The organism is Streptomyces griseofuscus (genome assembly GCF_014673495.1).
GTDB classification, from domain to species: Bacteria; Actinomycetota; Actinomycetes; order Streptomycetales; family Streptomycetaceae; genus Streptomyces; species Streptomyces murinus.
On record NZ_CP051006.1, the window covers coordinates 6,557,995 to 6,579,715 of the forward strand.

Consider the following 21,721-nt stretch of genomic DNA (forward strand, 5'->3'; position numbering starts at 1 on the left):
CGTGCGCTTCCAGCCTAGGGTGGCTAACCCCCGTACGCCCCCGACGCCGTCAGCCGCAGTGCCGTGTCGATCAGCGGCACATGGCTGAACGCCTGCGGGAAGTTGCCCACCTGGCGTTGCAGCCGCGGGTCCCACTCCTCGGCGAGCAGCCCGAGGTCGTTGCGCAGCGCGAGCAGCTTCTCGAACAGCTTGCGGGCCTCGTCGACGCGGCCGATCATCGCGAGGTCGTCGGCCATCCAGAACGAGCAGGCGAGGAACGCGCCCTCGTCGCCCGGCAGACCGTCCACGCCCTCGGACTGGCCCTCGGTGGGGTAGCGCAGGATGAAGCCGTCGGAGGTGGACAGCTCGCGCTGGATCGCCTCGATGGTGCCGATCACGCGCTTGTCGTCCGGCGGCAGGAAGCCCATCTGCGGGATCAGCAGCAGGGAGGCGTCCAGCTCCTGGGAGCCGTAGGACTGGGTGAAGGTGTTGCGCTCCTTGTCGTAGCCCCTCTCGCACACGTCCCGGTGGATGTCGTCGCGCAGTTCGCGCCAGCGCTCCAGGGGGCCGTCCGCGTCACCGGACTCGATCAGCTTGATGGTGCGGTCCACCGCGACCCAGGCCATCACCTTGGAGTGCACGAAGTGCCGGCGCGGGCCGCGCACCTCCCAGATGCCCTCGTCCGGCTCCTGCCAGTGGTCCTCCAGGTACCGGATCAGCTTCAGCTGGAGCAGGGACGCGTAGTCGTTGCGGGCGAGGCCGGTCATATGGGCCAGGTGCAGGGCCTCGGTGACCTCGCCGTACACATCCAGCTGGAGCTGGTGGGCCGCGCCGTTGCCGACCCGGACCGGGGCCGAGTCCTCGTAGCCGGGCAGCCAGTCCAGCTCGGCCTCGCCCAGCTCGCGCTCGCCCGCGATGCCGTACATGATCTGGAGGTTCTCCGGGTCGCCCGCGACCGCGCGCAGCAGCCACTCGCGCCAGGCGCGGGCCTCCTCGCGGTAGCCGGTGCGCAGCAGCGAGGACAGGGTGATCGCGGCGTCGCGCAGCCAGGTGTAGCGGTAGTCCCAGTTGCGCACGCCCCCGATGTCCTCGGGCAGGGAGGTGGTGGGGGCCGCGACGATGCCGCCGGTGGGCGCGTACGTCAGCGCCTTCAGGGTGATCAGCGAGCGGATCACGGCCTCGCGGTACGGCCCGTGGTAGGTGCACTGCTCCACCCACTCGCGCCAGAAGCTCTCCGTCGCCTCCAGCGACTGCTCGGGCTCCGGCAGGGCGGGCGGCCGCTTGTGCGAGGGCTCCCAGGAGATCGTGAACGCGATCCGGTCACCCGGGGCGACCGTGAAGTCGGCGTACGTCGTCAGGGACTTCCCGTAGGTCTCGACCTCGGTGTCGAACCACACCGAGTCGGGCCCGGCGACGGCGACCGTGCGGCCCTCGTGCTTGTGCACCCAGGGCACGACCCGGCCGTAGGAGAAGCGCATCCGCAGCGCCGAGCGCATCGGCACCCGGCCGGTGACGCCCTCCACGATCCGGATCAGCTGGGGCGCGCCGTCACGCGGGGGCATGAAATCGGTCACGCGGACCGTGCCGCGCGGGGTGTCCCACTCCGATTCCAGGATCAGCGAGTCGCCCCGGTAGCCCCGGCGGGCGGCCGCGGGCGGCTGGGCGTCGGCCGCGTGCGCCGGGCCGAGCCGCCAGAAGCCGTGCTCCTCGGTGCCCAGCAGGCCGGCGAAGATGGCATGCGAGTCGAAGCGGGGCAGGCACAGCCAGTCCACCGTGCCGTCCCGGCAGACCAGTGCGGCGGTCTGCATGTCTCCGATGAGTGCGTAGTCTTCGATGCGCCCGGCCACGTGCAACTCCAGTCGAACGGCCACGTCACACCCCCGCGCGAGGGGGCTGTCGCTAGTGCGGTCAAGGGTTCGTTGTTGTGCGTCGTTGAGCGGTGAAGCAAAGCAGCCCGCCGAGCCCTGAGGCAAAACGACAGTCTTTGCTCAACGAACTGCCGCGCTCTCGTTGTTCCGGGGGATCCAGGCGGGGGTGTGCCGTCGTCCGGCCGGGCCCGGCAGGGAATGTCCGAGCAGGATACGACGCACCCACAGGATCCGCGTGCCGCTCCGGGCAACCCGTGTGAGCCGAATGAGTGACCCCCCGGTGATGATCGTGTGTGCCCGCCGGGACTGTGCTCATGCCCCGGACGCCTGGGGGAGCTGTGGCGTCGTACCTCCCCGGTACGGGCCGGTGCGGGCCCCGCCGTGCGCACCCCCGTGCGCAAGGTGGCCGAAAGTCGACGCATCCGTGTACGGAGCGTGGCCGGAAGCCATCGCCTCCGGGCGCTGATACCCTGGTAGCCCGTGGACCGGTGGGCCCAAAACCCCCGAACCGCAGCGACGGCACCCTCGGAGCGATCCGGGACGTACAGCCGTACCGCACGACAGCCAGCGACCACGGGAGCCCCCTCTTGGCCATGCCGCCCAAATCCACGACGACCAAGCACATCTTCGTCACCGGGGGTGTCGCCTCCTCGCTCGGCAAGGGCCTCACCGCCTCCAGCCTGGGCATGCTGCTCAAGGCCCGCGGACTGCGCGTCGTGATGCAGAAGCTCGACCCGTACCTGAACGTCGACCCGGGCACGATGAACCCCTTCCAGCACGGTGAGGTGTTCGTCACCAACGACGGCGCCGAGACCGACCTGGACATCGGCCACTACGAGCGCTTCCTCGACCGCGACCTCGACGGCTCGGCCAACGTCACCACCGGCCAGGTCTACTCGACGGTGATCGCCAAGGAGCGGCGCGGCGAGTACCTCGGCGACACCGTGCAGGTCATCCCGCACATCACCAACGAGATCAAGCACCGCATCCGGCGCATGGCCACCGACGAGGTGGACGTCGTCATCACCGAGGTCGGCGGCACCGTCGGCGACATCGAGTCGCTGCCGTTCCTGGAGACCGTCCGCCAGGTCCGTCACGAGGTGGGCCGGGACAACGTCTTCGTGGTGCACATCTCCCTGCTGCCCTACATCGGCCCCTCCGGCGAGCTGAAGACCAAGCCGACCCAGCACTCGGTTGCCGCCCTGCGCAACATCGGTATCCAGCCGGACGCCATCGTGCTGCGCTGCGACCGCGAGGTCCCCACCGCCATCAAGCGCAAGATCTCGCTGATGTGCGACGTCGACGAGGCCGCGGTCGTCGCCTGCCCGGACGCCCGTTCGATCTACGACATCCCGAAGGTCGTGCACACCGAGGGCCTGGACGCCTATGTCGTGCGCAAGCTGGACCTGCCCTTCCGGGACGTGGACTGGACGACCTGGGACGATCTGCTGGACCGCGTCCACAACCCCGACCACGAGGTCACCCTCGCCCTGGTCGGCAAGTACATCGACCTGCCCGACGCCTATCTGTCGGTCACCGAGGCGCTGCGCGCCGGCGGCTTCGCCAACCGCGCCCGCGTCAAGATCAAGTGGGTCACCTCCGACGACTGCAAGACCCCGGCCGGCGCCAAGGCGCAGCTCGCCGGCGTCGACGGCATCTGCATCCCGGGCGGCTTCGGCGACCGCGGTGTGCTCGGCAAGGTCGGCGCCATCCGCTACGCCCGCGAGAACAAGATCCCGCTGCTCGGCCTCTGCCTCGGCCTCCAGTGCATCGTGATCGAGGCCGCGCGCAACCTGGCCGAGATCGCCGACGCCAACTCCACCGAGTTCGACCCGGCCACCGCCCACCCGGTCATCTCCACCATGGCCGAGCAGCTGGACATCGTGGCCGGCGAGGGCGACATGGGCGGCACCATGCGCCTGGGCATGTACCCGGCCAAGCTGGCCGAGGGCTCCATCGTGCGCGAGGTGTACGAGGGCAAGGAGTACGTCGAGGAGCGCCACCGCCACCGCTACGAGGTGAACAACGCCTACCGCGCGGAGCTGGAGAAGAAGGCGGGCATCCTGTTCTCCGGCACCTCCCCGGACGGCAAGCTCGTGGAGTACGTCGAGTACCCGCGTGACGTGCACCCCTACCTGGTCGCCACCCAGGCGCACCCGGAGCTGCGCTCCCGTCCGACCCGCCCGCACCCGCTCTTCGCCGGTCTGGTGAAGGCGGCCGTCGAGCGGAAGATCGCCCAGTAACCCAGGCGCTGTACGGTGGCCGGGGCGCGCGCATCCGAACGGAGCGCGCCCCGGCCGGCTGCGCACATGGGGAAGGACAGGGCATGACGACGATCAAGGACACCCCCGAGGAGTGGGAGATCCGGGCGACGGACACCCCCTTCGTCGGCAACAAGACCTCGGTGCGCACCGACGACGTGGTCATGCCCGACGGCTCGGTGGTCCACCGCGACTACCAGGTCCACCCGGGCTCGGTCGCCGTCCTCGCCCTCGACGAGCAGGACCGGGTGCTGCTGATCAACCAGTACCGCCACCCGGTGCGGCACAGGCTGTGGGAGATCCCGGCCGGACTGCTCGACGTGCCCGGCGAGAACCCGCTGCACGCGGCCCAGCGCGAGCTGTACGAGGAGGCCCACGTCAAGGCCGAGGACTGGCGGGTGCTGACCGACGTCTACACCACCCCCGGAGGCTGCGACGAGGCCGTCCGGATCTTCCTCGCCCGCGGGGTGTCCGAGGCCGAGGGCGAGCGCTTCGCGGTGGAGCACGAGGAGACCGACATGGCGTACGCCCGGGTGCCGGTCGACGAGCTGGTGCGCCGGATTCTCGCCGGTGATGTGCACAACAACTGCCTGGTCGTCGGGGTCCTCTCGCTGGTGGCCGCGCGCGGCGGGGACGGCCTGGACGCGCTGCGCCCGGCGGACGCGGAGTGGCCGGCCCGGCCTTTCGCATCCTGACCGCCCGGTCTCTCACCTCCTGAACGCCCGGCCTCCCCTGCCCTGAACGCCCCCCTCACGTCCTGACCGCCCCGCCCCTCACGGGCCGGCCGCCGTCGCCCGGACCCCGTCCCCGGGACCTTCGCACGCATTGGTGTGACCATCGCCTGATCCGATCGGGCGATGTCCCCGCCGTCCCCGTCGTGCTCCGAGCGGAACGTCGCAGAGAGTGAACTAGGCTCTTGAACGCCCGTACCGGAAGATCCGGCGGGCTTGCGCGTGCGGTGTGGGACGGGAGTGTGGCCCGTGACGGATCAGGCGGTGGACACAGGCGATGCGCGGCTGTCCGCGCCCTCGGCCGACGGGAACCAATTCCTGGGCCGCGCACGGGAGTTGAAGGAGTTGCGCGCCGACATCGAGCGCGCTGGCCTGGACACCCTCGCCGGCCGCAAGGCCCCCCGCGCACGGGTGCTGCTGATCGCGGGCCGCCCCGGATCGGGCCGTACCACCCTCGCCGAGGAGCTCGTCCGACAGGTCGCCCACCGTTACCCCGACGGGGTGCTGCGCGCCCGGCTCGCCGAGCCCGACGGCACCCCCGTACCGGTCGAGCGGGCCGCCCGCGAACTGCTCGGCGCGCTGTGTGTGCCCGCCCCGGCCGGAGCCGCCGAGGACGACCTCTCCGAAGCCCTGCGCACCGCCCTCGCCGACCGCAGGAAGCTCCTCCTCCTGGACGACGCGGCCGGCGCCGAACAGGTCGACGCCCTGCTCCCGGACGCCCCGGACTGCCTGGTGGTGGCCGTCTCCAAGGGCCCGCTCACCGGCATCTCGGACGTCCGCCCCTGCACCCTGGGCGGCCTGGACACCAAGTCCGCCCTCGAACTGCTCACCCGCTCCACCGGCTCGGTCCGCATCACCGTCGACCCGCGCTCCGCCGAGAGCCTGGTGGAGGCGTGCCAGGGCCACCCGGCCACGCTGGTGCTGGCCGGCGGCTGGCTCGCCGCCCGCCCCAAGGCGTCCGTCGCCGACCTCGCCAAGCGGATGCACAGCTACCCGCAGGACGGCGCGGAGGAGGCGGACGCGAGCCCGCTGGCCCGGATCTTCCGGCTGATCCACGAGGAACTGCCCGGTCCCGCCGCCCGGATACTGCGACTGCTGAGTCTCGCCCCGGCCGGCCCGGTGGACGACCACACCGCCTCCGCGCTGGCCGGCTGCTCCGTCGAGGCCGCCCGCGCCACCCTGGACGACTTCGTCGCCCTCGGCCTGCTGCGCCCGGTCGACTCGCCGCTCGCCGAGTACGACATCCCCGGCTGGCTGCATCCGCTGCTGCGCTCGCTCGCCGAGGCCCAGGAGCGCCCGGGGGAGCTCCAGCTGGCCCGGGCGCGGATGCTGGAGCGGACCGTACGGCTGCTGCACTCCTGCCGGGCCATCACCGAGACGGACAGCGACCGGGCCCGGGAGAAGGTCCAGGGCCTGCCCCGGCCGCTGCGCTTCGCCGACCCCCGCGCGGCCGCCGACTGGCTGCGCGTCCGCAAGCCCGCGCTGCTGGCCTCCGCCCGGCTCGCGGTGGCCGACGGAGAGCTGGACACCCTGGCCAGGCGGCTGCTGTCGCAGCTGGTCAGGGCGCTGGCCGCGCATGTCGGCACCCAGGCGGCCGCCGTCGATCTGTACGGCGTGCACAGCCTCGTCCTCGATGTCGCCGAGCGGCGCGGACTGCCCAGGGAGCGGGCGGCGGCGCTGCTGAACCTGGGCGATCTGGACGCCCAGACCGGCCGCACCCAGGGCGCGCTGGCCCGCTACCGGGCCGCGCTGGACGCCGGACGCGAGGCGAACGACCCGTACGCGACCGGCCGCGCGATGGAATCCGTAGGCGGTGCCCATCTGGAGCTCGGGGACTACGACCGGGCCGCCGACTGGTTCGGGCGCGCGCTGGCCGACCGGCTGGCCCGCGGTGAGCGCGCCGAGGCCGCGCGGCTCTACGGCCGGATCGCCACCGCCCACACCTACGCGGGCCGCTACGGCGAGGCGCTGCGCAACTGGCGGGCGTCCTGCGCGGCCTACCGCAAGGGCGGCGATGTGGCCGCTCTGGCACGGGCGTTGAGCGAGACCGCCCGGGTCCAGGAGTACGCGGGGCGCCCCCAGGAATCGCTGCGCACCTGCCAGGAGGCGGTGGAGTGGGCGCGGCGGGCGGACGACGTCCGGCTCCAGGCCGCGTTGCAGCTGCGTCTCGCGGACACCCTGGAGCGCCTCGGCGACCCGACGGCGGCCCGGTTGCACCGGGCCACGGCCGGGCGTCTCCTGGGCGAGGAGGCACCGGAGCGGCCCTCCCAGCAGGCCATAAGCCAGGAACAGGACGCGAACGCCTGCGAAATCCGCAGTGCATCCAATGAAGATTGATGCAATGAAAGGCTAGACAGGCGGAACACCTTCATTAAACTGGCTCTGCCGCATGCTCCTGCGGTGTCTCCCGGTATGCCTGGGCATGTCTGGGTACATCCGTAATGCACCCCCCAAACCCTCTGAGCCAAGGACCGTGATCGACGTGAAGGTCGGCATCCCCCGCGAGGTCAAGAACAACGAGTTCCGGGTGGCCATCACCCCCGCCGGCGTGCACGAGCTGGTGCGCAACGGCCACCAGGTCGTCATCGAGCGGGGTGCCGGCCTCGGCTCCTCGATCACGGACGCCGAGTACGTGGCCGCCGGTGGCCAGATCCTGGACACCGCCGACGAGGTCTGGGCCGCCGCCGACCTGCTGCTCAAGGTCAAGGAGCCGATCGCGGAGGAGTACCACCGCCTTCGCAAGGACCAGATCCTCTTCACGTACCTGCACCTGGCCGCCTCCAAGGAGTGCACGGACGCGCTCATCGAGTCCGGCACCACCGCCATCGCCTACGAGACGGTCGAGCTGCCGAACCGCGCGCTCCCGCTGCTCGCCCCGATGTCCGAGGTCGCGGGCCGGCTGGCCCCGCAGGTCGGCGCCTACCAGCTGATGCGCGCCAACGGCGGCCGCGGTGTGCTGCCCGGCGGTGTCCCGGGTGTGACCCCGGCCAAGGCCGTGGTCATCGGCGGCGGTGTCTCCGGCTGGAACGCCACCCAGGTCGCCGTCGGCATGGGCTTCGACGTGACCCTGCTCGACCGCGACATCAACAAGCTGCGCGAGGCCGACAAGATCTTCGGTACGAAGGTCAAGGCGATCATGTCCAACGCCTTCGAGCTGGAGAAGGCCGTGCTGGAGGCCGACCTGGTCATCGGCGCGGTGCTGATCCCGGGCGCCAAGGCCCCGAAGCTCGTCACCAACGAGCTGGTCGCCCGTATGAAGCCCGGAAGTGTCCTTGTCGACATCGCGATCGACCAGGGCGGCTGCTTCGAGGACTCCCGTCCCACCACGCACGCCGAGCCGACCTTCCAGGTCCACAACTCGGTCTTCTACTGCGTCGCCAACATGCCCGGCGGTGTGCCGAACACCTCCACCAACGCGCTCACCAACGCGACGCTGCCGTACATCGTCTCCCTCGCCAACAACGGCTGGGTCGAGGCGCTGCGCCGCGACGCCGCGCTCGCCCGGGGTCTCAACACCCATGACGGCAAGGTCGTTTACAAGGAGGTCGCCGAGGCCCACGGCCTGGAGCACATCGAGCTGGCCGCGCTGCTCGGCTGACCCTCGCGACCCGGCGCACGACCTGGTGAGTCGCTCAGTGGCCCACCGGTAAAAGGCGATTCGTCAACACGTCTCGTCAACCGCCCACGCCCGGCCGGACCTTGCCCGACAAGGTCCGGCCGGATGTGTGTATGGTCACTTTGCGACGCTCGGTCAACTCGCCTCGAACGTAACCGTTCAACCGATTCGCACCCCGGTGAAACCTGCTGTGCGACGGCCGTACGCCCTTGACAGCGACATGTTTCATTGCCGACACATCCTGCCGGGTCCGGCGGATTGTGTTGCTGCGGACCGCCGACACGCCATAGAGTCGCCAACCGTCGGCATGGTGCCACGCTGACCTTGTCTAGAAGTTTCCTGGTCACCAAGGAGGTAAGACGACTTGTGAATGAGTCGACATTTTCTCCCGGGGGTGGTCAACCAGGAATGCCCGCAGGGGGCCAGGGGCCCGCGGGATTCGAGGCTGTCGGCTCCGTAGCTGTGCGCACCTTCGCAGCCCACCAGAGTCTGGGAACTCAGATGCCCCGGACAGCACACCAGAGCATGGATGGCCATCACGTGAACGCCATGGCCGGCGACGGAAGTGGCGCGCCCCACAACCAACTCGCCGACTACGACGAACTGCCCGAGGGGCACTTCTACGACCCCGACGCCGAGTACGAGCCCGATCCGGAGTACGCCGCCACGCTCGCGCCCGACGCGGCCCGCCAGCGCCGTGAGCGCATCGGTCCCACCGGTCGCCCGCTGCCGTACTTCCCGATCCCGGGCCCGCTGACCGATCACGGCCCCGCGAAGATCATCGCGATGTGCAACCAGAAGGGCGGCGTCGGCAAGACCACGTCGACCATCAACCTGGGTGCCGCGCTCGCGGAGTACGGCCGACGGGTACTGCTCGTGGACTTCGACCCGCAGGGCGCGCTGTCGGTGGGTCTCGGCGTCAACCCCATGGAACTCGACCTCACGGTCTACAACCTGCTCATGGAGCGGGGCATGGCCGCGGACGAGGTCCTGCTGAAGACCGCGGTCCCCAACATGGACCTGCTGCCCTCCAACATCGACCTGTCGGCCGCCGAGGTCCAGCTGGTCTCCGAGGTCGCGCGCGAGTCCACGCTCCAGCGGGCACTCAAGCCCCTGCTGCCCGACTACGACTACATCGTGATCGACTGCCAGCCCTCGCTCGGCCTGCTCACGGTGAACGCGCTGACCGCCGCGCACAAGGTGATCGTGCCGCTGGAGTGCGAGTTCTTCGCGCTGCGCGGTGTGGCCCTGCTGACCGAGACCATCGAGAAGGTCCAGGAACGGCTCAACCCCGACCTGGAGCTGGACGGCATCCTCGCCACCATGTACGACTCGCGCACGGTCCACAGCCGGGAGGTCCTGGCCCGGGTGGTCGAGGCCTTCGACGACCACGTCTACCACACGGTCATCGGGCGTACGGTCCGCTTCCCGGAGACCACGGTCGCCGGTGAGCCGATCACCACGTACGCCTCCAACTCCGTCGGTGCCGCCGCCTATCGCCAGCTCGCCAGGGAGGTGCTCGCCCGGTGTCACGCCGAGTGAGTCTGCCGGGGGCCGACGAACTCTTCCGTACGACAGGGGGGACGGCGCTCCAGCCGTCGACGCCCCGGCGCGCCGCGGGCGGTGACGCCCGGGTGCCGGCGCCCGCGCAGGACAGCGACGACGTGGCCGCCGCCGAGGACGCGCCGCAGGCCGTGCCCGTGCGGAACGGGGACGGCGAGGGCGCCGAGCACGTGGCGGCGGAGGCCGAACCGGCCGACGCCGAGTCCCGCGCCCGGCGCCGGGGGCCCGCACCGGACGGCTCCGCCGCCGAGCCGCGCAAGCGGGGCCGGGCGGCGAACCGGCGGCCCAGCGGGCGCGAGCGGCACGACGAGAAGATCACGGTGTACGTCTCCGCCGAGGAGCTGATGGACCTGGAGCACGCCCGGCTGGTGCTCCGGGGCGAGCACGGGCTCGCGGTGGACCGCGGGCGCATCGTGCGCGAGGCGGTGGCCGTGGTGCTGGCCGACCTGGAGTCCCGCGGGGACGCGAGCATCCTCGTACGGCGGCTGCGGGGGCGTTAGCGGTAGCCTGCGGGGCGATGACCTCGAACGACGCCCCCCGCCCCGGCCCCGGTGCCGGCCGTCGGCGTGCGCTGGGGCGAGGTCCGGGCGCTCCCGCGGCCGAGGTCGTGGACACGGCTGAGCCCGCTGGCCCCTCGCAAGAGGCGCCCGGCACCGCCGAACCCGAAGAGGCACCCGACGGCGTCTTCAAGGTCCGCCTCGCCAACTTCGAGGGGCCCTTCGATCTGCTGCTCCAGCTGATCTCCAAGCACAAGCTGGACGTGACCGAGGTCGCGCTGTCCAAGGTCACCGACGAGTTCATGGCGCACATCCGCGCGATGGGGCCGGACTGGGACCTGGACCAGACGACCGAGTTCCTCGTCGTGGCGGCCACGCTGCTCGATCTGAAGGCGGCCCGGCTGCTGCCCGCCGCCGAGGTGGAGGACGAGGGCGACCTGGCGCTGCTCGAAGCGCGCGATCTGCTGTTCGCGCGGCTGCTCCAGTACCGGGCGTACAAGCAGATCGCCGACATCTTCAACGCCCGGGTCGACGAGGAGGCCCGCCGCTACCCCCGTACCGTCGGCCTCGAACCCGAGCACGCCGAGCTGCTGCCCGAGGTCGTGATCAGCATCGGACCCGAGGGCTTCGCGAAGCTCGCGGTCAAGGCGATGCAGCCCAGGCCCGAGCCGCGGGTGTACGTCGACCACATCCACGCCCCGCTGGTCAGCGTGCAGGAGCAGGCCGTCGTCGTGGTCACCCGGCTGCGCGAGCTGGGCGAGGCCAGCTTCCGGGAGCTGGTGGCGGACACCGATGACACGCTCACCGTGGTGGCCCGTTTCCTGGCGCTCCTGGAGCTGTACCGGGAGAAGGCCGTCGCCCTGGAGCAGGAGGCCGCCCTCGGGGAGCTGCTGGTGCGCTGGACCGGCGGGGACGGGGCGGCGGTGCCGATGGTCACCGACGAGTTCGACCGGCCGCCCGAGCGGCCGGGCCCCGAGGAGGAGAGCAAGCCGTGAGCGAGACCACGGAGACCACAGCGGCCCCGGCGGGTCCGGGCGATGTCGCGGGGCTGGAGCTGCGGCCCGCCCTGGAGGCCGTCCTGATGGTCGTGGACGAGCCCGCGACCGAGGAGCACCTCGCCAGGATCCTGGAGCGGCCCCGGCGGCAGATCGCGGACGCGCTGCGGGCGCTGGCCGGCGAGTACACCGTGCAGGGCCGCGGCTTCGAGCTGCGCCAGGTCGCGGGCGGCTGGCGCTTCTACACCCGCGCCGCCTACGCGCCCGCCGTCGAACGCCTCGTCCTGGACGGCCAGACGGCCCGGCTCACCCAGGCCGCGCTGGAGACCCTCGCGGTCGTCGCCTACCGCCAGCCGGTCAGCCGCAGCCGGGTCTCCGCGGTTCGCGGAGTGAACTGCGACGGTGTGATGCGCACCCTGCTCCAGCGCGGTCTGGTCGAGGAGGCGGGCGCGGAACCCGAAACAGGTGCGATCCTGTACAGGACGACGAACTACTTCCTGGAGCGGATGGGCCTGCGTGGCCTGGACGAGCTCCCGGAACTCGCGCCCTTCCTCCCGGAGGCGGAGGCGATCGAGGCCGAGACCCAGGAGGGAGTCCCGTCGTTCGACCCGGACGCGCCCGACGCGCCGGGTGCAGAGGACGCAGACGACTAAGACGGAACTTTGATGCGAAGCAGCGGCAGCGGCAAGAGTGGCGGGCGCGGTAACTACCGCGGCGCCGGCAACAACCGGGACGAGCGGCAGGGGCAGGGCCGGCCCAGCAAGCCCCGCCCCGAGGAGCGCCGCTACGACGTGGGCCCCGGCGCGACCCAGGACGGCCCCAAGTCCGGGCGCGGCGGTGCGGCGCGCGGCGGCGCCAAGGGCGGGCCCCGGCGGCCCCAGCAGGGCGGCCGTACGGAGCCCGCGCGCTCGCGTGAGTACGAGACGCGGGTCGAGGAGCGCAACCGCGACCGGTACGCGGGCAAGAAGGACATCAAGCTCCCCAAGACCTTCCCGGGCGCCGAGCAGGAGGGCGAGCGGCTCCAGAAGGTGCTCGCGCGCGCGGGCTACGGCTCCCGGCGCGCCTGCGAGGAGCTGATCGAGCAGTGCCGTGTCGAGGTCAACGGCGAGATCGTCACCGAGCAGGGCAAGCGGGTCGACCCGGAGAAGGACGAGGTCAAGGTCGACGGCCTGACCGTGGCGACCCAGTCGTACCAGTTCTTCTCGCTGAACAAGCCCGCCGGTGTCGTCTCCACCATGGAGGACCCGGAGGGGCGTCAGTGCCTCGGCGACTACGTCACCAACCGTGAGACGCGGCTCTTCCACGTCGGCCGGCTGGACACCGAGACCGAGGGCGTCATCCTGCTCACCAACCACGGTGAGCTGGCGCACCGCCTGACCCATCCCAAGTACGGCGTGCAGAAGACGTACCTCGCGCACATCGTCGGCCCGATCCCGCGCGACCTCGGCAAGCGCCTGAAGGACGGCATCCAGCTGGAGGACGGCTACGCGCGCGCGGACCACTTCCGGGTGGTGGAGCAGACCGGCAAGAACTACCTGGTCGAGGTGACCCTGCACGAGGGCCGCAAGCACATCGTGCGGCGCATGCTCGCGGAGGCCGGGTTCCCGGTCGACAAGCTGGTGCGCACCTCGTTCGGCCCGATCACCCTGGGCGACCAGAAGTCCGGCTGGCTGCGGCGGCTGTCGAACACCGAGGTCGGCATGCTGATGAAGGAAGTCGAACTGTAGGCCGGGCTCCGAAAGCGCCTTGCGTCGATCATCATCCCCCTTTATGGTCACGGTGACGATAAAGGGGGATGGTGTACATGTCCAAGCGGCCCGCGACCGGCTCGCTCCTCGGCCTCGCGCTGGGGGACGCGCTCGGCTTCCCGACCGAGTTCAACAAGGTGCCCGAGATCCTGGCCAAGTTCGGGCCCTGGCGCGAGATGCCGCTCGCGCGGCGCGCCTTCGTCTCCGACGACACCCAGATGACCCTCGCCCTCGGCCGGGGTCTGCGCACCGCCATGGAGCGCGGCCGACTCGCGCCGAAGCGCCTGGAGCGGCCGGTGCGCGAGGAGTTCGTGGACTGGTACCACTCACCGGACAACAACCGGGCGCCCGGCAACACCTGTCTGACCGCCTGCCGGCTGCTGGAGGACGAGGGCCGCGCCTGGCAGGACGCCAGTCAGCTCGGCTCCAAGGGCTGCGGCGCCAATATGCGTGTCGCGCCGATCGGGCTCGCGCCCGGCCTGAGCGACGAACAGCGCGCCGGCGCGGCCCAGTTGCAGTCCGGGCTCACACACGGCCACCCCACCGCGCTGGCCGCGTCCGATCTCACCGCCCGCGCGGTCCACTTGCTGGCGCGGGGCACCGAACCGTCGGCGCTCCTCGGGGAGTTGCGGGAGTACGCCCTCGCGAACCGGACCCGCTACGACGAGACGTGGCTCGGCGATCTGTGGACCCGCTCCCAGGACCCGACGCCCGAGCACTTCGTGGCGCGCGGCTGGGACGAGTGCCTGGCGATCCTGGACCGGCTCCGGGAGGCCGCGCGGACCCACTCGCCGCAGGACGATCCGTGCCTGGCCACCGGGGAGGGCTGGATCGCCGAGGAGGCGTTCGCGACCGGGCTGCTGTGCTTCCTGCTCTTCCCCGACGAGCCGCTGACCGCCCTGCGCAGGGCCGCCTGCACCGCCGGTGACTCCGACTCCATCGCCTGTCTGACCGGCGCCTTCGCGGGCGCGCGGCTCGGTGTGGACGCCTGGCCCGCGGACTGGGCCGAGCGGATCGAGTACCGGGAAGATCTGTTGGCGCTCGGCACACTCTGGGACGCTTAGGCTCATGATCGACAACCTCGACATAGACCTCGCGCCCGTGGTCGCCGAACAGCCCGACCCGCTGCTGTTCGTCACCGTCTCCGGGGCCCACCTGTACGGCTTCCCCTCGCAGGACTCGGACGTGGACCTCCGAGGCGTCCATCTGCTGCCCGCCGCGGACCTCCTGGGCCTGCGCGAGCCGGAGGAGACCCGGTCGAAGACGTGGGTGCGGTACGGCGCGGAGCTGGACCTCGTGACGCACGATCTGCGCAAGTTCGTACGGCTGATGCTGCGCCGCAACGGCTATGTGCTGGAGCAGTTGCTGTCCCCGCTGGTCGTGCACACCGGTGCGGCGCACCGCGAGCTGTCCGCGCTCGCCCCGGGCGTGATCACCAGCCATCACGCCCACCACTACCGGGGGTTCGCGGTCACCCAGTGGCGGCTGTTCGAGAAGACCGGCGAACTCAAGCCGCTGCTCTACACGTTCCGCGTCCTGCTCACCGGCATCCACCTCATGCGCACCGGCGAGGTCCAGCCCCATCTGCCCACGCTGATAAAGGAGTGGGACGCGCCCGCCTACATCCCGAGCTGATCGCCGCCAAGGCCGCCCAGGAGCACGGCACCTTCCCCGGCCTCGACCAGCCCCGCATCGCCGACGACGTGGAACGCCTGCACACCGCCCTCGACGACGCCCAGTCCACGACGTCCCTGCCGGACGCGGCGACCGGTCATGAGGCGCTGCATGACTTCGTGGTGCGGGTGAGGCTGGGCGGCTGAGGAGGGCAGGGCGGGTCGGCTCCGGTGCGGCCGGGTGGCCGAGTTGCCGGGGGCGGGTCGGCTCCCGCGTGGCCGTACGGCCGGGTGGCCGGGTGGCTTGGACGTCCGGGTCGTCCTCCCCTGGGGCCTGGTCGGCCCTGAACCGGCTCCGCGAGGGCGGGCGGGGGTGAATGCCCGTGCGGGTGGGCCGGGTGCGCGCCCGGCTCATGGGGAGGGTGGGCCGTCCGCCCGTGCGGGAGTCCGTCGAGCGGGGCGCCGGTCGACCGGGCCCGGGCGCCGTGTGCGGCCGCCGGGCGGGGGTCGGTCGTGAGCTGTCCGCACCTCCCGTACGGGCGTCCCTGCGCGAGTCGCCGGGTGAACCTGCGGGCCCGGACCCACACGGTCGGACGAGGTCTCGCGTCAGCCCCGGCCCTTCAGCGTCCGCTCCCGTACGCGCGAACCCACCAGGCGCCCGCTCCGAACCGCCCGGCGGTATGGTGCCGCGAATCGCCGGGCGGCCTCCCGTCTACGGGCGCCGCCGCCCCGCCCCGCTCGCCGGCGGGTTGCTCCGAGCCGGCCCACCCGCAGGCACCGGCACCCCGGCCCGATCCGCTCGCGGCACGCCGGGGTCCGTCCGCCCTCGGGCGGACCCGCCCACGGCTGCCGCCCCGCCCCCGTCGTCGAAGCGGCTCGCCGGCCTCACCCCAGCCGCGCCGACTCCAGCGCCGAATCCCTGCGCGCGCGGAACAGGAAGTCCGCCACTCGGGCGTGGTCCGGTTCCGGGGGCAGTGAGGTGTGGTGGAGGGCGGTTTCCGTCTCCGTGGCCAGTCGGGTCATCCAGGCCTCGACGGCCGTCCAGGGGACCTCGCCCCGTTTCACCGCCAGCAGGGGCTCGCGGCGGTCGCCCACGTCGAGATGCAGCTCGCCGGTGCGCAGCAGGTCGCGGCAGCAGGCCAGCAGGCGCAGCAGATGCATGGCGTGCTTCCAGCGCGGGGCGCCCGTCGTACGGACGTCGGCGTCCAGCTTCTTGCGCTGGCCGAGGGCGTAGCGGGTGAAGGTGTCGTACACCTTCACGGAGAGGAACGCCCCGCGCAGGGACAGCAGTTCGCGCCCGGTGTCGTCCAGGTGCTCCACCAGCGGGGAGTGCAGGCACTCCAGGATGTTCGGATTGCCGCGCAGCGCCAGCTCGCAGAACCGCTCGAGCTCCCAGGAGAACTGTTCCTCGCCCGGCCCCTCCACATGCGCCGGCGGCTTCTCGAACCGCCAGAACAGGGCGGTGGGCGCGAGATACACGCCCCGCCGGTCGGTGTCGCTCGCGTCCGTGGCCAGACCGAAGGCCCGGGACCCCATGACGCAGGCGTAGATCGTGTGGTCGCGTACCAGGTCCTCGGGCTGCATGCCGGGAGCCTACGCGGCCGGCCCCTCAGCTCAGCTGGATAGAGTTTCCTTCGACCTTGATCGGGCGCTCGGCCAGCGGCTTCGTCGCGGGACCATCGGCCACCGAACCGTCCTCGATCTTGAACCGGCTGCCGTGGCACGGGCAGTCGATGGTGCCGTTCTGCACCCGGCTCACCGTGCAGCCCATGTGCGTGCAGACCGCCGAGAACGCCTTGTACTGGCCCTTCGCCGGCTGCGTCACCACGATCTTCTGCGCGTCGAAGACCTTGCCCCCGCCCTCGGGGATGTCGCTCGTGCTCGCGAGCTTCTTCGCGTCCGCCGCCGCGGACGTGCCCGCGCCGGTCGGGGTCGCCGCCGTAGGACTCGCCGGCGAGGGGCTGTCCGTGCTGTCGGCGGCCGCGCTCGTGTCGCCGTTGCTGCCGCCGCAGCCGGTCGCGAGCGCCGCCGCGCCCGTCGCGATCACCATGCGCCGCGTCGCGCCCTGGGTCATGTCACCACTCCGTACACATGTCGGGATGCGGATACCGATACCGGTTTCTGGAAGAAAGCATGGAAAATGCATGAAACCGGATGACTTGTATCGTCTCAGTGATCGGGCGCCGCGCGCCGTGCCCACGCGGGCTGACTAGGCTGGACGGTCGAGCACGACAACACCTGTCAGCACCTGTCAGCTAGGAGCAGCACCGTGGCGGTACGAGCGGTCCGGGGAGCCGTCCAACTGGAACGGGACGAGGCCGGGCACATGGACGAGCAGGTCAGCGCCCTGCTCACCGCCGTCCTGGAGCGGAACGGACTGACCGCGGACGACCTGATCAGCATCTGGTTCACCGCCACCCCCGATCTGCACAGCGACTTCCCGGCGGCCGCCGCCCGGGGGCTCGGCATCACCGACGTGCCCCTGATCTGCGCCCAGGAACTGGACATCGCCGGCGCCATGCCCCGGGTCGTCCGGATCCTCGCCCATGTCGAGTCGGACCGTCCGCGCGCCGACATCGCCCATGTCTACCTCGGCGCCGCGGCCGCCCTGCGCAAGGACATCGCCCAGTGAGAACCGCACTCGTCATCGGCACCGGCCTGATCGGCACCTCCGCCGCCCTGGCCCTGACGCAGCGCGGCGTCACCGTGCACCTCGCCGACCACGACCCGGAACAGGCCCGTACCGCCGCCGCGCTCGGCGCCGGCACCGACGCGGCCCCCGAGGGACCCGTCGACCTGGTGATCGTCGCCGCCCCGCCGGCCCATGTGGCCGGACTCCTCGCCGACGCCATGCGCCGGGGACTGGCCCGCGGCTACCTCGACGTGGCCAGCGTCAAGGGCGGCCCGCGCCGCGAGCTGGAGGCGCTCGGCCTTGACCTCGGCGCCTACCTCGGCACCCATCCGATGTCCGGCCGGGAGAAGTCGGGCCCGCTGGCCGCGACCGGCGATCTCTTCGAGGGCCGGCCCTGGGTGCTCACCCCCACCCGGGACACCGACACCGAGGTGCTCAACCTCGCCCTGGAACTGGTCTCGCACTGCCGTGCCGTCCCGGTCGTCATGGACGCCGACGCCCACGACCGCGCGGTCGCCCTCGTGTCCCACATGCCCCACCTGGTCTCCAGCATGGTCGCCGCCCGTCTGGAACACGCCGACGAGGCCGCCGTACGCCTGTGCGGACAGGGCATCCGGGACGTGACCCGGATCGCCGCCTCCGACCCGCGCATGTGGATCGACATCCTCTCCGCCAACCCGGGCCCGGTCGCCGACCTGCTCGCCGACGTCGCCGCCGACCTGGACGAGACCGTGGGCGCCCTGCGTGCCCTCCAGTCCTCGGACGAGGACAAGCGGCGGGCCGGCAGCACCGGCATCGAGGCCGTGCTGCGCCGCGGCAACGCGGGCCAGGTACGGGTGCCCGGCAAGCACGGCAGCGCGCCGCGGGCCTACGAGACCGTCGTCGTGCTCATCGACGACCAGCCCGGCCAGCTGGCGCGGATCTTCGCCGACGCGGGCCGCGCCGGGGTCAACATCGAGGACGTGCGCATCGAGCACGCCACCGGACAGCAGGCAGGCCTGGTGCAGCTCTCCGTCGAACCGCAGGCCGTGCCGGTGCTCGCCGACGCGCTGCGCGAGCGGGGCTGGGCGCTGCGGCAGTAGCCCGGCGGGGCGGGCGGGGGACCGGGTGCGGCCCACCGAGGGGCCGGGCGGGGTCCGGCGGTGGTATGCGTCCGGACGAGTGACCCACACCCAGTAACCTTGTGCGGGGCGCTCTCGCTCCCCGACCCCGCCCGCACACCGCACCAGGAAGGTGTCCCCCCGTGGAAAACGGCGCCGCCCCGACCGCCAAGCCCGTGATCGTCGCGATCGACGGTCCCTCCGGCACGGGCAAGTCGAGCACGTCGAAGGCCGTGGCCGCCCAGCTCGGTCTGAGCTACCTGGACACCGGCGCCCAGTACCGGGCGATCACCTGGTGGATGGTGCACAACGGCATCGACCTGGCGGACCCGACCGCCATCGCCGCCGTCGCGGGCAAGCCGGAGATCGTCTCCGGCACCGACCCGGCCGCCCCGACCATCACGGTCGACGGTGTGGACGTGGCCGCCCCGATCCGCACCCAGGAGGTCACCTCCAAGGTCAGCGCGGTCAGCGCGGTGCCCGAGGTGCGCACCCGGATCACCGAGCTCCAGCGCTCGCTGGCCACCGGTGCCGAGCGGGGCATCGTGGTCGAGGGCCGGGACATCGGCACGACGGTGCTGCCGGACGCCGACCTCAAGGTCTTCCTCACCGCCTCCCCGGAGGCCCGCGCCGCCCGCCGCAGCGGTGAGCTGAAGGGCGCCGACCTGCACGCCACCCGCGAGGCGCTGATCAAGCGCGACGCCGCCGACTCCAGCCGCAAGACCTCTCCGCTCGCCAAGGCCGACGACGCGGTCGAGGTGGACACCACCGAGCTCACCCTCGCCCAGGTCATCGAGTGCGTCGTCACCCTGGTCGAGGAGAAGCGGGCGGGGAAGTGAGCCTGCCCTCCGCGAGACGGGAAGCGAGTCCGCCCTCCGAGAAGGGCGCCGAGGTCGGCCGGCGCATCGGCGTCGGCCTGATGTACGGGCTGTGGCGGCCGCGTGTGCTCGGCGCCTGGAAGGTGCCCGCGAGCGGTCCGGTGATCTTCGCCGTCAACCACTCCCACAACATCGACGGCCCCATGGTCATGGGTGTGGCGCCCCGGCCGACGCACTTCCTGATCAAGAAGGAGGCGTTCATCGGCCCGCTGGGCGCCTTCCTGACCGGCATCGGCCAGCTGAAGGTGGACCGCACCGCCGCCGACCGTGCCGCCATCACCCAGGCCCTCGACCTGCTGGCGGCCGGGGGAGTGCTGGGCATCTTCCCCGAGGGCACCCGGGGCGAGGGCGACTTCGCCTCGCTGCGCGCGGGCCTCGCCTACTTCGCGGTCCGCAGCGGGGCGCCGGTCGTGCCGGTGGCCGTCATGGGAAGCTCGGACCGGCCGGGGCGGTTGATAAAGGCGCTGCCCCCGGTGCGCTCGCGCGTGGACGTCGTCTTCGGAGACCCGTTCGACGCGGGCGACGGATCCGGGCGGCGTACGCGCCGGGCGCTGGACGAGGCGACCGAGCGCATCCAGAAGCAGCTCACCGCCCACCTGGAAAACGCCAGGCGCCTCACCGGGCGCTAGGCGACACTTGAGTAGTGGATCAGCCCACTGAGGGATAAGCCCACCAGGGCCTGTTCCACCGATCACCACGATGAACAACGAGGTACGGACTTCATGAACGACGACATCCAGCCCGACGGCTCGGCCGAGCACGAGTACGAGCACGGGGCTCTCGGCGATGCCGAGTACGCGCAGTTCATGGAGCTCGCCGCGGTCGAGGGCTTCGACATCGAGGACGTCGAGGGCGCCATCGAGGAGGCGGGTCACGGCCCGCTGCCCGTGCTCGCCGTCGTCGGCCGTCCGAATGTCGGCAAGTCGACCCTGGTCAACCGGATCATCGGCCGCCGCGAGGCGGTCGTCGAGGACAAGCCCGGTGTCACCCGCGACCGCGTCACCTACGAGGCCGAGTGGGCGGGCCGCCGCTTCAAGGTGGTCGACACCGGCGGCTGGGAGCAGGACGTCCTCGGCATCGACGCCTCCGTGGCCGCCCAGGCCGAGTACGCGATCGAGGCCGCCGACGCGGTGGTCTTCGTGGTCGACGCCAAGGTCGGCGCCACCGACACCGACGAGGCGGTCGTACGACTGCTGCGCAAGGCCGGCAAGCCGGTGGTGCTGTGCGCCAACAAGGTCGACGGCCAGAGCGGCGAGGCCGACGCCTCGTACCTGTGGAGCCTGGGCCTCGGCGAGCCCCACCCCGTCTCCGCGCTGCACGGCCGCGGCACCGGCGACATGCTGGACGCCGTCCTGGAGGCGCTGCCCGAGGCGCCCGCGCAGTCCTTCGGCACCGCCATCGGCGGCCCCCGCCGCATCGCGCTCATCGGCCGCCCGAACGTCGGCAAGTCCTCCCTGCTGAACAAGGTCGCGGGCGAGGAGCGCGTCGTCGTCAACGAGATGGCGGGCACCACCCGCGACCCGGTCGACGAGATGATCGAACTGGGCGGTGTCACCTGGAAGTTCGTGGACACCGCGGGCATCCGCAAGCGTGTCCACCTCCAGCAGGGCGCCGACTACTACGCCTCGCTGCGCACCGCCGCCGCGGTGGAGAAGGCCGAGGTCGCGGTCGTCCTGATCGACGCCTCGGAGAACATCTCCGTGCAGGACCAGCGGATCGTCACCATGGCCGTGGAGGCGGGCCGTGCGATCGTCGTCGCCTTCAACAAGTGGGACACGCTGGACGAGGAGCGCCGCTACTACCTGGAGCGGGAGATCGAGACCGAGCTGGCCCAGATCGCCTGGGCGCCCCGGGTGAATGTGTCGGCGCGCACCGGCCGCCACATGGAGAAGCTGGTCCCGGCCATCGAGACCGCCCTCGCCGGCTGGGAGACCCGCGTTCCCACCGGCCGGCTCAACGCCTTCCTGGGCGAGCTGGTCGCGGCCCACCCGCACCCGGTCCGGGGCGGCAAGCAGCCGCGCATCCTCTTCGGCACCCAGGCCGGCACCAAGCCCCCGCGCTTCGTGCTCTTCGCCTCCGGCTTCATCGAGGCGGGCTACCGGCGCTTCATCGAGCGCCGGCTGCGCGAGGAGTTCGGCTTCGAGGGCACCCCGATCCATATCTCGGTGCGGGTGCGCGAGAAGCGCGGCTCGAAGAAGAAGTAACCGCCGTACGACGCGAAGGGCGGCCCCTGTCCGACA

18 protein-coding genes and 1 pseudogene are annotated in these 21,721 nt (G+C 71.8%); 16 read left to right on the forward strand and 3 right to left on the reverse strand.

Annotated elements, in window-relative coordinates; translation table 11 throughout:
* Window positions 1-23 precede the first annotated feature (23 nt).
* The gene (locus HEP81_RS29850) at window positions 24-1,826 is read right to left on the reverse strand and encodes a glycoside hydrolase family 15 protein (protein ID WP_037658221.1); all 1,803 of its coding nucleotides are present in this window, start codon (window positions 1,824-1,826) and stop codon (window positions 24-26) included.
* Window positions 1,827-2,440: 614 nt separating this feature from the next.
* Here HEP81_RS29850 and HEP81_RS29855 point away from each other — a divergent pair.
* From HEP81_RS29855 to HEP81_RS29905, 11 genes and pseudogenes are all read left to right on the forward strand, one after another.
* A complete protein-coding gene (locus tag HEP81_RS29855) occupies window positions 2,441-4,090 on the forward strand; it encodes a CTP synthase (protein ID WP_037658223.1) in 1,650 nt (549 codons plus the stop codon).
* An 83-nt stretch (window positions 4,091-4,173) separates the two neighbouring features.
* Complete coding sequence (locus HEP81_RS29860) at window positions 4,174-4,803, forward strand: NUDIX domain-containing protein (RefSeq protein ID WP_037658226.1); 630 nt, start codon at window positions 4,174-4,176, stop codon at window positions 4,801-4,803.
* A 285-nt stretch (window positions 4,804-5,088) separates the two neighbouring features.
* Window positions 5,089-7,176: a tetratricopeptide repeat protein gene (locus tag HEP81_RS29865; protein ID WP_037658229.1), complete on the forward strand. Its 2,088-nt coding sequence runs from the start codon at window positions 5,089-5,091 to the stop codon at window positions 7,174-7,176.
* Window positions 7,177-7,312: 136 nt separating this feature from the next.
* Window positions 7,313-8,437 (forward strand): alanine dehydrogenase, encoded by a 1,125-nt coding sequence (ald, locus tag HEP81_RS29870; protein ID WP_037658232.1) that lies wholly within the window; start codon window positions 7,313-7,315, stop codon window positions 8,435-8,437.
* Window positions 8,438-8,863: 426 nt separating this feature from the next.
* Window positions 8,864-9,997, forward strand: coding sequence for a ParA family protein (locus HEP81_RS29875; protein WP_078967494.1), 1,134 nt, complete (start codon window positions 8,864-8,866; stop codon window positions 9,995-9,997).
* Window positions 9,982-10,518, forward strand: coding sequence for a hypothetical protein (locus HEP81_RS29880; RefSeq protein ID WP_037658236.1), 537 nt, complete (start codon window positions 9,982-9,984; stop codon window positions 10,516-10,518). The genes HEP81_RS29875 and HEP81_RS29880 overlap by 16 nt, the downstream gene beginning before the upstream one ends.
* Before the next feature lie 17 nt (window positions 10,519-10,535).
* On the forward strand, window positions 10,536-11,510 hold the full coding sequence (locus tag HEP81_RS29885; RefSeq protein ID WP_051850313.1) for a segregation and condensation protein A: 975 nt from the start codon (window positions 10,536-10,538) through the stop codon (window positions 11,508-11,510).
* A complete protein-coding gene (scpB, locus tag HEP81_RS29890; RefSeq protein WP_037658237.1) occupies window positions 11,507-12,163 on the forward strand; it encodes an SMC-Scp complex subunit ScpB in 657 nt (218 codons plus the stop codon). Before HEP81_RS29885 ends, scpB begins: the two co-directional genes overlap by 4 nt.
* Before the next feature lie 12 nt (window positions 12,164-12,175).
* Window positions 12,176-13,237: a pseudouridine synthase gene (locus HEP81_RS29895; RefSeq protein WP_037658241.1), complete on the forward strand. Its 1,062-nt coding sequence runs from the start codon at window positions 12,176-12,178 to the stop codon at window positions 13,235-13,237.
* Between the two features lie 77 nt (window positions 13,238-13,314).
* Entirely contained in the window at window positions 13,315-14,322 is a 1,008-nt protein-coding gene (locus tag HEP81_RS29900; RefSeq protein ID WP_106979974.1) for an ADP-ribosylglycohydrolase family protein, read from the forward strand.
* A gap of 4 nt (window positions 14,323-14,326) precedes the next feature.
* Window positions 14,327-15,078: pseudogene (locus HEP81_RS29905) on the forward strand (nucleotidyltransferase domain-containing protein).
* Between the two features lie 678 nt (window positions 15,079-15,756).
* Here the strand turns inward: HEP81_RS29905 and HEP81_RS29910 are convergent.
* Both HEP81_RS29910 and HEP81_RS29915 read right to left on the reverse strand, forming a co-directional pair.
* Window positions 15,757-16,455 (reverse strand): nucleotidyltransferase domain-containing protein, encoded by a 699-nt coding sequence (locus HEP81_RS29910; RefSeq protein WP_037658245.1) that lies wholly within the window; start codon window positions 16,453-16,455, stop codon window positions 15,757-15,759.
* A gap of 25 nt (window positions 16,456-16,480) precedes the next feature.
* The gene (locus HEP81_RS29915; RefSeq protein ID WP_037658247.1) at window positions 16,481-16,945 is read right to left on the reverse strand and encodes a Rieske (2Fe-2S) protein; all 465 of its coding nucleotides are present in this window, start codon (window positions 16,943-16,945) and stop codon (window positions 16,481-16,483) included.
* Between the two features lie 195 nt (window positions 16,946-17,140).
* Here HEP81_RS29915 and aroH point away from each other — a divergent pair, with 195 nt between their 5' ends.
* From aroH to der, 5 genes are all read left to right on the forward strand, one after another.
* Entirely contained in the window at window positions 17,141-17,503 is a 363-nt protein-coding gene (gene aroH / locus HEP81_RS29920) for a chorismate mutase (RefSeq protein WP_037658249.1), read from the forward strand.
* A complete protein-coding gene (locus tag HEP81_RS29925) occupies window positions 17,500-18,585 on the forward strand; it encodes a prephenate dehydrogenase (RefSeq protein ID WP_037658251.1) in 1,086 nt (361 codons plus the stop codon). Before aroH ends, HEP81_RS29925 begins: the two co-directional genes overlap by 4 nt.
* 161 nt (window positions 18,586-18,746) lie before the next feature.
* Entirely contained in the window at window positions 18,747-19,442 is a 696-nt protein-coding gene (gene cmk / locus HEP81_RS29930) for a (d)CMP kinase (protein WP_037658253.1), read from the forward strand.
* A complete protein-coding gene (locus HEP81_RS29935; RefSeq protein WP_381129080.1) occupies window positions 19,400-20,110 on the forward strand; it encodes a lysophospholipid acyltransferase family protein in 711 nt (236 codons plus the stop codon). Before cmk ends, HEP81_RS29935 begins: the two co-directional genes overlap by 43 nt.
* Window positions 20,111-20,203: 93 nt before the next feature.
* The gene (gene der / locus HEP81_RS29940) at window positions 20,204-21,685 is read left to right on the forward strand and encodes a ribosome biogenesis GTPase Der (protein ID WP_037658254.1); all 1,482 of its coding nucleotides are present in this window, start codon (window positions 20,204-20,206) and stop codon (window positions 21,683-21,685) included.
* The last annotated feature ends 36 nt before the right edge of the window (window positions 21,686-21,721 follow it).

Excerpts from the sequence above, each read along its gene's own strand:
- HEP81_RS29885 (WP_051850313.1), top strand. The coding sequence starts at position 10,536 with ATGACCTCGAACGACGCCCCCCGCCCCGGCCCCGGTGCCGGCCGTCGG.
- HEP81_RS29875 (WP_078967494.1), top strand. The coding sequence starts at position 8,864 with ATGCCCGCAGGGGGCCAGGGGCCCGCGGGATTCGAGGCTGTCGGCTCC.
- HEP81_RS29895 (WP_037658241.1), top strand. The coding sequence starts at position 12,176 with ATGCGAAGCAGCGGCAGCGGCAAGAGTGGCGGGCGCGGTAACTACCGC.
- HEP81_RS29860 (WP_037658226.1), top strand. The coding sequence starts at position 4,174 with ATGACGACGATCAAGGACACCCCCGAGGAGTGGGAGATCCGGGCGACG.
- der (WP_037658254.1), top strand. The coding sequence starts at position 20,204 with ATGAACGACGACATCCAGCCCGACGGCTCGGCCGAGCACGAGTACGAG.
- HEP81_RS29910 (WP_037658245.1), bottom strand. The coding sequence starts at position 16,455 with ATGCAGCCCGAGGACCTGGTACGCGACCACACGATCTACGCCTGCGTC.
- HEP81_RS29855 (WP_037658223.1), top strand. The coding sequence starts at position 2,441 with ATGCCGCCCAAATCCACGACGACCAAGCACATCTTCGTCACCGGGGGT.
- HEP81_RS29915 (WP_037658247.1), bottom strand. The coding sequence starts at position 16,945 with ATGACCCAGGGCGCGACGCGGCGCATGGTGATCGCGACGGGCGCGGCG.
- HEP81_RS29900 (WP_106979974.1), top strand. The coding sequence starts at position 13,315 with ATGTCCAAGCGGCCCGCGACCGGCTCGCTCCTCGGCCTCGCGCTGGGG.